Annotated in this window: 9 protein-coding genes and 1 pseudogene; 6 read left to right on the top strand and 4 right to left on the bottom strand. The window is 68.7% G+C overall.

Annotated features, from left to right (window positions below; all coding sequences use genetic code 11):
- The first annotated feature begins 3 nt into the window (after positions 1-3).
- The 3 genes from AB0I23_RS09210 (at position 4) to AB0I23_RS09200 (ending at position 4,400) form a co-directional block, all read left to right on the top strand.
- Complete coding sequence (locus tag AB0I23_RS09210) at positions 4-2,904, top strand: ATP-binding protein (protein WP_359108314.1); 2,901 nt, start codon at positions 4-6, stop codon at positions 2,902-2,904.
- 385 nt (positions 2,905-3,289) lie between these two features.
- The gene (locus tag AB0I23_RS09205; RefSeq protein ID WP_359108442.1) at positions 3,290-3,841 is read left to right on the top strand and encodes a bifunctional DNA primase/polymerase; all 552 of its coding nucleotides are present in this window, start codon (positions 3,290-3,292) and stop codon (positions 3,839-3,841) included.
- Positions 3,831-4,400: an alpha/beta fold hydrolase gene (locus tag AB0I23_RS09200; RefSeq protein ID WP_359108312.1), complete on the top strand. Its 570-nt coding sequence runs from the start codon at positions 3,831-3,833 to the stop codon at positions 4,398-4,400. Before AB0I23_RS09205 ends, AB0I23_RS09200 begins: the two co-directional genes overlap by 11 nt.
- Positions 4,401-4,475: 75 nt before the next feature.
- On the opposite strand, the pseudogene AB0I23_RS09195 reads toward AB0I23_RS09200, so the two are convergent.
- Positions 4,476-5,402 (bottom strand): annotated as a pseudogene (locus tag AB0I23_RS09195) (IS701 family transposase); the annotation flags it as partial.
- A gap of 143 nt (positions 5,403-5,545) precedes the next feature.
- Between AB0I23_RS09195 and AB0I23_RS09190 the strand changes: the two are divergent.
- Together AB0I23_RS09190 and AB0I23_RS09185 are read left to right on the top strand one after the other, a co-directional pair.
- Complete coding sequence (locus AB0I23_RS09190; protein WP_359108310.1) at positions 5,546-6,235, top strand: alpha/beta hydrolase; 690 nt, start codon at positions 5,546-5,548, stop codon at positions 6,233-6,235.
- Positions 6,236-6,332: 97 nt separating this feature from the next.
- Positions 6,333-7,169: an alpha/beta fold hydrolase gene (locus AB0I23_RS09185; RefSeq protein ID WP_359108308.1), complete on the top strand. Its 837-nt coding sequence runs from the start codon at positions 6,333-6,335 to the stop codon at positions 7,167-7,169.
- A gap of 121 nt (positions 7,170-7,290) precedes the next feature.
- Here the strand turns inward: AB0I23_RS09185 and AB0I23_RS09180 are convergent, their stop codons facing one another.
- Both AB0I23_RS09180 and AB0I23_RS09175 read right to left on the bottom strand, forming a co-directional pair.
- On the bottom strand, positions 7,291-10,125 hold the full coding sequence (locus AB0I23_RS09180) for an ATP-binding protein (RefSeq protein ID WP_359108306.1): 2,835 nt from the start codon (positions 10,123-10,125) through the stop codon (positions 7,291-7,293).
- A gap of 28 nt (positions 10,126-10,153) precedes the next feature.
- Positions 10,154-10,852 (bottom strand): amidohydrolase family protein, encoded by a 699-nt coding sequence (locus AB0I23_RS09175; protein ID WP_359108304.1) that lies wholly within the window; start codon positions 10,850-10,852, stop codon positions 10,154-10,156.
- 141 nt (positions 10,853-10,993) lie between these two features.
- Between AB0I23_RS09175 and AB0I23_RS09170 the strand changes: the two genes are divergently transcribed.
- Positions 10,994-11,785, top strand: coding sequence for a DUF4158 domain-containing protein (locus tag AB0I23_RS09170; protein ID WP_359108302.1), 792 nt, complete (start codon positions 10,994-10,996; stop codon positions 11,783-11,785).
- Positions 11,786-11,850: 65 nt separating this feature from the next.
- On the opposite strand, the gene AB0I23_RS09165 is transcribed toward AB0I23_RS09170, so the two are convergent.
- Positions 11,851-12,513 carry a hypothetical protein gene (locus AB0I23_RS09165; protein ID WP_359108300.1) on the bottom strand — a complete coding sequence of 221 codons (663 nt, stop codon included), beginning with the start codon at positions 12,511-12,513 and terminating at the stop codon, positions 11,851-11,853.
- Positions 12,514-12,928: the final 415 nt, after the last annotated feature.

Genomic DNA, 12,928 nt, shown 5'->3' with positions numbered 1-12,928 from the left:
GTGATGATCAATCTTCTTCAGACGCCTTCTACCAGCGCTTCCACGACGGCCGGCACATCCAGCGTCGTCCCCCTGGCCGAGCACGTCATCGCTCAGAGCGGGCCCCATGGCGGCACAGGCGGTCTCGTCGGGCGATCGGCGGAGCTGGCGCTCGTCGACGCGCTCTTCGCCGAGGCGGCAACACGGAGTGCCGCGCTGTTCCTGACCGGTGCGGCCGGAGTGGGCAAGAGCGCGCTGCTCAATGTCGCGGCGCGACGGGCGGAGCAACGTGGATTCCGTGTGGTGCGGGCTGCCGGAGCGCAGTTCGATCAGCATGTCGGTTTCGCGGGGCTGAATCAGATCCTGCTGCCGTTGGCGGCAGAGCTCGCTTCCCTGCCGGCGCGGCAGGCGCGCACCCTTCAGGTGATTCTTGGCCTTTCGGCGGGTGAACCGGAGGAACTGGCGGCTGTCGCGTACGCGGTGCGGGGGCTGCTGTTCCGGATCAGTACCGCGAGCAGCCCCCTGGCGCTGGTCATCGACGACTACGCACGGCTGGATCGGCCCAGCGCGGCGGTGCTGGACACGGTAGCCCGCCAAGCCGGCACCGGGCGCGTGGCGCTGCTGGCTGCCTTCCGGCGGGACGAGGCCTTTCTCCCCGACATGGGCACTCAGGTACACGAAGTGCGGCCCCTCGACGCGAAGTCGGCGATGAAGCTGGTGGCGGAGCGTTTTCCGGCCATGACCTCCATGGTTCGCCGACGGCTGCTCGCGGAGGCCAAAGGAAACCCCCTCGCGTTGCTGGAGCTGCCTGTCTCGCTCAGTCTCGCGCAGCAGACGCAGCGACGTTCTCTGCCGACAGTCCTTCCGCTAACCGAGCGCCTGCGGACGGCCTTCTCCGAGCGGGTCAGGGCCCTGCCGGACGCCACACGGAAACTGCTCCTGCTGGCGGTTCTGGACGACACGGGCGACCTGCACCTCCTGTCGCGGACCAGCGACGCACGAAGGACTCTCACCGAGCTCTCTCCTGCCGAGCGTGCCGGGCTGGTGCGGGTCGACGCCCGCACCGGTCGCCTGTTCTTCCGGCACCCGCTGACCCGTTCGGCCATCATGGAGCTGTCGACCGGCGCCGAGCGCCGCTGGGCGCACCGGACGCTCGCCGACGTACTTCCGGAAGGATCCGAACGCCGAGCCCTGCACCTGGCCCGCGCCACCGTGGGGCCGGACGACGAGGTGGCCGCTCTGCTGCACGAGGCCGCCTACACCACCCTACGTCGCGGCGACGCCGTCGGCGCTGTCTCCGCCCTGCTACGCGCCTCGGAGCTCAGCAGCTCAGGTACAGCCAGGGGGAGGAGACTCGCTGAGGCTGCCTGCCTGAGCGGCAACGTCACCGGCGACCTGCGCAACGTACGCGCACTTCTCGACGATGCCGCGGCCGTCGATCCGTTGGGCGTTACGTCCCCGGCTGCCGCCACGGCGGCAGCCGGGGAGCTCCTCAACTGGGACGGTGACGTGGACGGTGCTCACCGGCTGCTGGCCGAAGCGATCACCGACCACGCCCCCGGGCGCCCGGCCGATGACATCATGCTTCGCGAGGCACTCCACACCCTGCTCACGGTGTGTTCATACAGCGGGCGGCCGGAACTGTGGCAGTCCTTCGACGTGATCCTGGCGCGACTACGTCCGCACGTGCCCGACCCGCTGCTACTGGTTCTGCGCGGCGCCCTGGGCGACCCGGCGCACTCGGCGCTGCCGGTACTGCCCCGCCTTGACGAGCTGATCTCCGGACTCCACCGGCAGACCGACCCCACTCGCATCGTCCGTACGGCCGCCTGCGCCGCCTACGTCGACCGCCTACCGGGCTGCCACAGCGCATTGCTGCGCGTCGTCGAGGACGGCCGCGGCGGAGGAGCCGTGGCCTCGGCCATACCGGCCCTGCTCCTTCTGGCCGACGACGCCTACGCCAGGGGACGGTGGGACGATGTCGCCGAACTGACCGACGAGGCCCTGCAGTGGTGCGCGTCCCACGACTACCGGCTCCAGGCCTGGCGAGGCCGTCTGTTGCAGGGCCTGCTGGCCGCCGCACGCGGTGACGACGAAGTCGCCCGGAGCATCGCGGACCGCCTCGACTCCTGGAGCAACCCCCGCGGCCTGGGCACGCTGCGTGTCTACTCGTCCCACATCAAGGCCCTGTCCGCGCTGGGACGCGCCGACTTCGAGAGCGCCTACCGGCATGTGACATCCGTCAGCCCGGCGAGCCGGCCGGCGCCGCATGTCCCACACGCACTGTGGCTCATCTGGGACTTCACCGAGGCAGCGACCCGCACCGGTCACCACGACGAGGCAGCCGCACATCTGGCGGCCGTCCGGGACGCCGGCATCCCCTCCATCTCACCACGTCTGGCCATGATCACGGAGGCGGCGACCGCCCTGGCCGCCCCGTACGTCGTCGATCGCGATCTCTTCGACAAGGCCATCGCCACACCCGGCGCAGAGCACTGGCCCTTCGATCTGGCCCGGATCCGCCTGGCTTACGGCGAACGACTCCGCAGAGCCCAGGCGAACGTCGCGGCACGCCCCCACCTCGAGGCCGCCCTGAGCACCTTCGAACGCCTCGGAGCCGCCCCGTGGAGCGCACGCGCGGCCGGCGAGCTGCGGGCAAGCGGCCAGGACCCGGTCCCTGTCATGTCCGTAGCGGGTGTCGAATCGCCGCTGACTCCGCAGGAATGGCAGACCGCCCAGCTCGCTGCCACGGGGCTCACCAACAAGCAGATCGCCGCCCAGCTCTTCCTGTCCCACCGCACCGTGGCCGCCCACCTGCGCGGCGCCTTCCGCAAGCTGGACATCGCCTCCCGCGGCGGGTTGCGCGACGCGCTGACCGTCCTTGATCAGCTGCCCGTGGACAGCCCCGAACGTCGGGCCGTCTGAGTATCTTTAGGCCATTTGGTCGAAGCCGGTGGGGGACGGCACTGCCTAACCTGGGGTGTCATACAAACCTGTGACGCAACAGCGGGAATTCATGAGCAGAGGCAAGAGCCGCCGTCATGCGAGGCACTGCGCACTCCGTTGAGAGAGCGGAGTGAGTCACTCGTCGGTCGCCCGACGGAACGACATGTTGTTCATCGCCGCGCGTCGCATGTGCCCGGAGACCGGGGACGGCCGGCTTGCGGCAGAGAGACGAGTCCACGCGTGACACGTCATTCCCCGTCACTCCTCGTCATCTGCCCTGGCCAGGGCAGATGACACTCAGCATAGGCGTCGGGCGGCCTCGCTGCCGACACTGAGTCCGACAGAGGTGAGTGACGTGAAGAGGATGACATGCAGGGAATTCGCCTGGCTGTCCGAGGCAGCTGATGATCCGTCAGCATGTTTGACCACGTGGGCGAGCGACCCCCGGGCGCCGTACATGCTGCCCACTGGCCGCTTCTTCGACGTGGTGTCGGTCGACCAGCGAGTCGGCATCGAGGCGCTCGATCAACTGCTGCGCCGAAGACTGCCCTTCGGGCCGATAGTACTGGATCACCGGGCGCGAAGAATGGGCTTCTTCCTGGTCTCGCAGAGCTGGCAGGACTTCGCCCACCAACTCGCGCGAGGAGAGGGAGCGGCTCCCGCGCACCGCTACCTGAGCCACGGCTCCGTGGTCGTCGTCCCCGGCCCCCAGCCCGTGCTCGGCGACCGCTACGAGTGGCTCCGCGCCCCGACCCGGCGGCCGTCGGCCGGCCCGCTCCTCCCGGTCGCTCTGGCCGCCGTGCTCGTCGCCTCCGCCGAGGTGCTCACCTGCGCGGACCGGTACGGCGAGAACCCTCGGCCCACACCTGCCCTCGCTCCGGCCGCGCGCGAGGGGGTGTGGGCGCATGCGGGATGACACCATGGAGCGGCTCGACGTGCGCGCCGGGGTGATCCTGTACGAAAGTGCGCCGTTCACCGGTCCCGAACACGCCGCCGAAGCCGTGCGTCTGGTGCAGCAGTTCGCCGAGCGGCACTCCGGCAACCCTGAACTTTCCGCGATCCTGGCCGCCTTCACGGCGATTCCCACCACCTCCGACAACGCCGGGTTCACGACGCTGGTCAGGGCGCTGGTGCCCGTGTACTTCGCCGACTACTGGGGCCGCGAAACGGAGTTCGCGCCCTTCCGCGCCGCGGTGAGCGCCACATTCATCTCGGGACTGGACGAGAACCTCGAACCGCATCTCAGCGACGACAGTCAGCAGCTCGGCTCGCTCACGGTGCCGACCCTGGTCGTCGTCGGCCGTCACGACTTCATCTGCGGAGTAAGGTGGGCCCAGGAGCTGCATCAGATGATCCCGGGCTCGGAACTGATGATCCTGGAGCAAAGCGGGCACTTCGGTCACATCGAGGAACCGGAAGAGTTCTCCCGAGGAGTGACACGGTTCGTCACCGCCACAACTTCGCGCGCCGCCTGACACATGACACCGTGGACACTGCGGCAGCGCGCCGACAGGGCACCGGTCTGCTGAGGTGACCCTCTCTGCTTAGGTCAGGCCGATGACACCGTCGGCCGCAGGCTTCGGGCGACGCTCGGCAAGCCGGACCCGCAGGAACACAAAGCGTGAGGTCATCGCTGCTTTGGATCCCTTGCGCCAGGTGACGGTCGCCGCCTGGCGGCGTCCCGCGGCCAGGACATGCGCGCAGGCTGAGTGGTCGGGTGCGGTAGCGGGGCAGCGGGCGCGGGCCGAGCCCGCCGTAGCGCGGCTCGTAGGGTTCGACCGCTTCAGCGTGGGCGGTCATCTTGCCCTTGACTTGCAGCACGTAGGCCAGGCCCCGGTCCTGAAGAGCGTGCCGGAAGTCGGCGTTCGCTCCGTAGCCGGCATCCGCGACCAGCACCGCGGGCCGCAGCCCGACAGTCGCGAGCTCGTCGAGCATGTCCAGAGCCAGCTGCCATTTCGGTCGGTGATGTTCCTCGTCGGGGACCCGGCAGCGGGCCCGCCGGCCAGCCGCCTCGGGCCCGTCCCAGCTGCGGGGCAGGAACAGCCGCCATGACAGCGGGCACGAAGCGGTGTCGGAGGCGGCATGGACACTGACCCCGATCCGGCAGTTGCCGACCTTGCCCAGGGCGCCGGAGTACTCCTCGCCACCCCGGGCGAGGAATATCCGTCCTGGGGGAAGCGGGTGTCGTCCACCGCCCACACCTGCGGACGCACCACCGCCACTGCCCGGCGGGCCAGCCCGGCACGGACTGTGCCCACCGGCCAGGTCGAGGACGTCATGAACTGCTGCAACTGCTGATGGTCCACACCCAGGCGCCCGGCCATCGGCCGCATCGACTTCCGCCGCCCGTCCAGCAACAGACCCCGCAGATACAACCCGCCCTTCACCCGCTGGTCAGCACGCGCCAAAGGCGTGAACACCTCCCCGGCGAACTCCTCCAACCGGCCACGACACGCGACAAGTTCATCCGCCCTCATACCCGCAGGAAACCATCAGAACCACCACCTGCCCAGGCACGTAACAAAGCCCTACTAGGTCATTCAGCCGAAGCCCAAAAGGACGGAAGGAGCTAGTTTTTCACCTGCATCACAGGTTCTTTACAGACAACAGGAGCCATGAAATGAGTCCCCTGAAGAACGTCGTCCTCGTGCACGGAGGATTCGTCGACGGTTCCGGCTGGCAGGCCGTGCACCATCTCCTCACCCGCGAAGGCTTCAATGTCAGCATCGTGCAGAACCCGACCCACTCCCTCGAGGGCGATGTCGCGGTCACGCGGCAGGTCCTCGACGCTCAGGACGGGCCGACCGTGTTGGTGGGCCACTCCTACGGCGGCGTCGTGATCACCGAGGCCGGCCGGCACCCCAAGGTCGCCGCGCTCGCCTACATCGCTGCTTTCGCCCCGGACAAGGGCGAGTCGGTCAGCACGCTGATCGCCGACCCGGCGCCGGGCGCACCCGTTCCGCCGATTCTGCCGCCCCGGGACGGCTTCCTGTTCCTCGACCGTGACAAGTTCGCGCACTCGTTCGCAGACGATGTGGCGGTGGAGGACGCGCAGTTCATGGCGGACTCACAGGTTCCCTGGGGCGTCGACGCTCTCAACGGGGTGGTGGCGGAGGCCGCTTGGCGTACCAAGCCGAGCTGGTATCTCGTAGCGACCCTGGACAGGATGATCCCTCCGCCGGCGCAGCGCGCCATGGCGGAGCGAGCGGGCGCCACCGTGAGCGAGGTCCTCGGTAGCCACGCCGTCTACATGTCCCGACCCGCGGCCGTCGCGGAGCTGATCAAGCAGGCCGCGGGCGTCCAGGGCTGACCTGAAGTACACGCGCCTGCGCCACAGGTGTGCGATCTGCCCTGTTGAGCGCCTCGGCTGCGGCAGGGGCAACGACCAGAATGATGAGAGGCAAGACATGCGTATCAAGGTCGTACGCCGCCGTATGATCGCGGCAGGCGTTTCCGGCGCAGCGGCAGTCGCCGTTCTGGCGTCGATGGCTTCGGCGGCAACGCCGGAGCGCCAGTCGGACGGCACCAAGCCGACGGTCGTGCTGGTGCACGGCGGTTTCGCGGACGCATCCGCGAGCTGGGCGGGAGTGATCGAGCGGCTCCAGAATGACGGTTACCCGGTCGTCGCGACCGCCAACCCGCTGCGTGGGCTTCCCACCGACGTTCCGTACCTGGAGAGCGTCCTCAAGTCCATCGACGGCCCGATCATCCTGGCAGGCCACTCCTACGGCGGCGCCGTGATCACCAACGCCGCGGCTGCCAATCCCCACGTCAAGGCGCTGGTCTACGTCGCCGCCTTCGTGCCCGACGAGGGCGAGCTGCTCGGCGATCTCATCAACAAGTACCCGGGCACCGAGATCCCTGCCGCGCTCGATCCCGTACCGTTCCCGAACCCGGACGGCAGCACCGGCACGGACCTCTACCTCAAGGCCGACAAGTTCCGCAGCACCTTCGCGGCGGACCTCCCGGTCTCGGTCACCAACGTCATGCAGGCGGCCCAACGGCCGTTCAGCGCCTCCTCCTTCACCGACGTCACCAAGGCCGCCGCCTGGCACGACATCCCCTCCTGGGGGTTGGTCTCTGCCTCGGACAAGGCCATTCCGCCGGCCCTGCAGCGCTTCGAGTACCAGCGGGCCCACGCCCGTGGCACGGTCGAGGTCTCCGGAGCGTCGCACTCCGTCATGATCAGTCATCCGGACGCGGTCACCAAGCTCATCAAGAACGCCGACCGCTCCGCCCGCTGACCCCGTTCCGTCTTCCGCGACAGCCCACCTGTCCCAGGTGGGCTGTCCGTCGTGCGCTTCCACTGGCGTATCCGGATTCCGGAGTAGTCCACAGGACCATCGCGCGGGTCTGCCGCTTGCGTCATGAAGAGGCGATGCTTCGCGTGAGTGCGTCCCGCAGTCCCGCACGAGAGGTGACGTTCAGCTTAGGAAAGACACTGCGCAGATGTGCGGCCACGGTGCGAGGGGACAGGAAGAGCTGGGCGGCGATCTGTTTGTTGGTCAGTCCTGTGGCGGCCAGCTGGGCGATCTGCGCTTCCTGCGCGGTCAGTGGCGTACGACTGTCCTCAGTCGATGTCACGGTCGTGACGTGGACGCCGCTCGCCCGTAGTTCGTTCGCGGCTCGTGCGCACCACGGTTGGGCCCCCAGGCGCTGGAACGTGCTGAGCGCGGCCTCCAGATGGACGCCGGCGGCCCCTCCTGCTTTGGCTCTGCGCAGCCTCTCGCCGTAGGCCAGACAGATCCGCGCCCAGTCGAAAGGCCATCGTTCGGCGCCGGGGGCCGCGATGGCTCTCTCGAACAGGTCATGGTCGATGACGTCCGGGGTGGCTATGGCCCCGGCGGCGTCGGTCATCATGGCCAGGCGCGGTGAGATGGACGGGATGCCGGATGTCCTGACCGCCGCGACGTGTTCGATGGCCTCGGCATGGTGACCGGTCCGAGCCGCGGATTCGGCGAAGTCCCAGAAGAGCCACAGGGAATGGGGCATGTGCGAGGGCAGCCGACCAGGGGCGCTCAGCGATCTCAGACAGCGGTACGCGCTCTCGAAGTCCGCGCTGCCGAGCGCGGACAGCGCCCGTATGTGGCAGGCGTACACATGCAGCGCACCCAGTCCTCTGGGGTTCCCCCAGCAATCGAGACGGTCAGCGATCTCCAGCGCGGTCTGGTTGTCGCCTCGCGCGGCTGACAGGAGTCCCCGCAGGAAGTGACCCGGCCATCCCAGCAGGCGGTAGTTGTGTGTCGCGCACCAGCGCAGACCTTCGTCGGTGACGTCCGGAACGTCGTCCCACTGTCCGCCGGCGTAGGCGTCGTTCGCCAGCAGGAAGTGGGCCTCTATCGCCGTGGCGATGGCTCCTCCGTTGCGGCCGTCGTCGACGACACGCCGCAGAGCACTACGACAGCTGGGCAGGCGGTCGACATAGGCACCCGCGATGGCGGTCCGCACGATGCGCCGGGGATCGGTCTCCCTGGTGAGGCCGAGGATGAGGTCGTCCAGCACGTCCAGAACCGACGACGCCGCGTGAGCGGGATCACCGAAGGCGCCGCGAAGCACGCGCAGCAGGGGATCGGGAGAGTGCCGCAGGACATCTGCCACCGCGCTGTCGAAGGCCTGCCACTGGTCCGGCCGGCCGCTGAAGAAGCACACCATGAGCAGCGTGTGCAGAGCTTCGCGGAGGATGTTGTCGTCCGTCTGACCAGGTTGGGCATGACTGCGGATCGCGCCGACGAGAAGCCGGTGGGCGGTGTCCGCGTCGCCTTCGCCGTTGAGGAGCTGGCTGGCTGCCGCGGTCGCCGCGGCCAGCGAATCCGCGCCCACGGGATCGGCGGACATGGCATTGTCCAGCAGGGAGCGTACGTTGCGGAGGTCACCAGTGATGTTGGCGCCGAGGCATGCTGCCTCAGCCAGCATGCGCCCCTTCGTCGTCCCGGAGCTACTCAGCTCGGAAGCGCGCAGCAGGGTGGTGATGGCGCCGACTGCGTCGCCGCGACGCAGCGTCCTGTAGGCCGCATCGTGCAGGAGCGCAGCCACCTGATCGTCCGGGCCGACCGCCGCGGCGGCCAGATGGCGGACCCGGCGTTCCGAACCTTCCGGGAATTCTTCGGCCAGGTCCAGGTGCATCTGTCGACGCTCCCCGCTCGTGGACAGCTCGATGACCGCGGAACGGGTGAGGGGGTGCCGGAAGACCAGGCGGCCCGTCAGGGAATCTACCCATACCAGGCCTGCCCGCTCGGCAGGGCCCAGCCTGGTGAGGACGTCCGAGCTGTCAACAGCCCGCTCGAGGATGTGCAGATCACCGGAGCCGTCCAGAACGGCGAGCAGGAGCAGCTTCCGTGTCGCGCGCGGCAGGGCACTGACCCGTACGGAAAAGATCTTCTTCAGGCGCTCGGAGAGCGGCAGCACAGCCGGCAGCGGTCCCCGTTCCGTCTGCTGAGCCTCGTTGAGCGGGACGGGCAGTTCCAGTAGTGCCAGCGGGTTGCCGGCGGCCTCCGTGACAAGACGCTGCCGGACCCTGGCCGTCATGACGGGGAATCGCTCTGCCACCAGTGCCTTCGCGGATTCCTCGTCCAGGGCCCGAACCTCATACGAGGGTATCCCGGTGCTGCTCAGGAAGGATTCGTCGCCGGTCCGGGATGCCGCGAGCAGGACCAGGGAACCGGTCCGGACGTTACGGGCGACGGTGCCCAGAACCACAGCGCTGGGCCGGTCGAGCCAGGCTGAGTCATCGATGACCAGCGTGATGGGGCCACGCTTCGCCGCGGTCTGGGACAGCAGGACCTGTACAGCGTTGGCAATGGCGAGCAGCTCGGCCGGCTGCTCCTCGGACAGTCCTCGGACTGCCTGGAGCGTCTCCGCCTGCCGCGCCGGCAGAGCCGGGATCTCCTCCGCCAGCGGTTGGAGTAGCTGGGTGAGGCCCGAGAAGCTGCCACTCTGCTCGAACTGCGAGCCCACGATCCTTACGACTGTGAAGCCCGCCTCGGACGCCCGTTCCGCCGCGGTGTCCAGCAAGGCGCTTTTCCCTACCCCCGCTTCTCCCGTCAGCACCAGTGCGGCGCCCCTGGTGGCGGCGGAATCGAAGAGATCGTCGATGAGAGCCCGCTCCGCCGACCGTCCGACGAGGCGGCCCGCTGAACGCGCGCCGTCTTCGTCCGCTGGGTGATTGCGGCCGTCCGAGGCTGGTGAGGTAGGGAATGACATGAGGACCTTCCATTCTGCTCGAGCCGGATCAAGGGCATGACGGAAGGGACACCCGAAAGTTCGCTTGTAGGCGCGTGAGCCACATCACATTGCCAGACCTTGCGTCGCTCGCCAAGACCTCTGGTCGTTCGCCTCGTACGAGCGGTACGTGCACCGCCTCAGGCGACGCGTGCTGCCGACCGCCCAGACGTCCTTGACCGCTCGGGATCCGGCCGCCCACATGTGCCCTGCTGAGTGCCGCGGCGCCGACTGTCGCCGCCGTCAGGAACGCTTCCTCGGCGGTGAGCGCCGGCGGGTCCGTGGTGGCGAGGCGGGAGAACATCATCACGAGGCGGGCTTTCTCCCACAGGTCGAGTTCGTACTTGCTTGCGGGGCCGTCGGTGCGGAGGCCGACGGAAACCGACGCCGCGCGGAGGGCATGGAGAGGGGCCGTTCGGGAAGCGAGCTTGGCGTTCGAGCCGGGGCAGTGTGCGACGCCGGCTCCTGGCTCGGCCGCCAAGGAGATGTCGCCCTCGGAGAGGTGGACGGCAATGGGCTGCCAGCAGTCGCCCGTCCATGAGCCCGGTCTCCCGGAGCAGCCGGGAACGGATCCGAACCGCTCCCGGGGTGTGATGTCCTCGGCCGACGTCTCCGCGGCATGAATGTGCACCAGGGCGCCTCGCCGTGCGGACTCCTCCGCCGTGATGCGCAGGGCTTCGGGAGGCAGAGTGTAGGTCGAATGCGACACCTAGCACAGTTCGATGCGTTCGCCTGGTCCGAAGCGCAGGACGTCCTCGTCGATCCACTTCCCGATGGTGGCCCGTGGAGGGGAAGCGCGGTCCGACGCGGCTGGGCTTCGCGCTGCTGCGGAAGCGCTACACGCGGCAGAGTGCGCTTCCCCCGGGGCCGGGCGGAGCTCCCGGATGAGGTGGTCGCCCACGTTGCCGGGCAGATGAAGGTGCCGGCCGGGGAGTTCGACTCTTACCAGTGGACCGGCAGCACGATCAAGTACCACCGTGGCCGAATACGCGAGCACCTGGGGTTTCGGGTGTGCTCGATTCAGGACGCGGAGAAGCTGACGGCCTGGCTGGTGGCGAACGTCGCGTACGCGGAGCGCAGGCCGGACCGGGTCCGTGAGGAGCTACTGCAGCACTGCGGTGAGGAGTGCATCGAGCCGGTGGCAGCGGGCCGGAACACGCGGATGGTCCGATCCGCCTGCGCACCGCGGAGGAGACGTGTTTCTCGCGTATCGCCGCCCGGCTGCCGGCTGCCGACGGAGGTGCGGGCCCGGGTACTCGCCCAAACTCGACCGCCTTGCCCGCTCCGTCCCGACGCCCGCGACAATCGCCGACTCCCTCGTCGCCCGTGGCGTCCGGCTCTCCCTCGGGGCACGGTCTACGACCCGGCCGACCTGATGGGCGAGATGTTTTTCAACATCCGCGCCAGCTTGGCTGAGTTCGAGGTCGACCTGCTGCGGTTGCGCAGCCGCGAGGGCGCGGCAGTCGCTTGGGCGGAGGGGAAGCTGAAATGCAAGCAGCCGAAGCCGGTCACCCGCCGGCACGCCCACCTGGCCGAGCAGCATGCCACCGGTCAGCACTCCATCGCTGACCTCGCCGAACAGTTCTCCTTCAGCCGCGCCACGGTGTACCGGGTCCTCGAACGCGCCCGTACAACCACCTGAAACAGCAGCCCAATCAAGCCGCACGGCACCGGCTGCAGCAGGTGACACGTTCGTTAACGGCACCCCTACTTCGCGGTGATCAGCCCCGGGGGGCGGTTCCGCGGGCCCGTGCACTCGGCGACGATCAGTCCGGCCGGCCTGGCCGTCGACTGCGTCAGCTCTTCCAGCGTAGTCCCGTCCAGCCACCCGGCGTTGCGGGCGCCGGGACTGGCCGGACGCTTCTCAGCGGGCTCCTGGGGGAACATCTCGCGCATCAGCACGCGGGGCCCCCGGCCGTCGAGCACCTTGAGGACCTTGAAACGAGTGCCGGGAACGAACACCAGCCTTCCTCGGGTGTACGGATCGACGGAGTCCGTACGGCGTCCGGTGAGCGACCACACCAGATACCCGGGGCCTCCCGCGCCAAGCGCCGCTGGGGACGACGTCGCGTTCCAGAAACCGTGGTCGACGACCACGGGGTTGTCGCGATACCACCTCACCAGGCTGTCGGCCACACCGGTGCGCACGATCGCGGGACCTTGGTAGGCAGGCAGCCTGCGCAGGCCTGATGCGACGCAACGAGCAAGGGGGATGTGTGTACCGGGCTCTCCCTCGAGTAGCGTCGGATCCAGCCATGCCCACTCCTCGGCCAGGTAGAGGCGGACCGCGGCCAGGTCGGCGAGAGCGCCGACGTCGCCGGCGCGACGGCCGTCCCCAGAGGCCCACTCCTTCGGGAGTGCCCCTCCCACGTCCGACATGGTCCGGCGGAATCGCGTGCCGTACTGGCTGCACAGCTGGAGCCGGTCGCGGGCTATTCCGCGCCCGCCGCTGGAGACTATCCGGGCAGCGGCACGCGGGACCGGCTGCGCTCGGACCTCGGGGTCGGGCCTGAGGTCGGACGGAACGATCGTCGAGCGTATGTTCGGTTCTTTGTCGAGGGATCTCTTCGTCACGTTCATGGCGTCGCTTCTCCCTGAGCCGCGGAGGATGGAGGAGTCAGCAGGAGCGCTGTGTCAGTGGCTCTCCCGAAGACTGTAGGAACGCCATGAGGCCCCAGGGCACACGCGAGGGCCACGTCAGCGCGAAAGGGTATGTGATGCTTCCTGTTCGTGTCGGCCGTGGCCCTCGACATCGATCCGACGTGAAACCGGCGCATAGTGCACT

The sequence above is a fragment of the Streptomyces atratus genome (genome assembly GCF_040655115.1).
Taxonomy (GTDB): Bacteria; Actinomycetota; Actinomycetes; order Streptomycetales; family Streptomycetaceae; genus Streptomyces; species Streptomyces atratus_D.
This window is presented reverse-complemented; position numbering and strand designations above follow the sequence as displayed.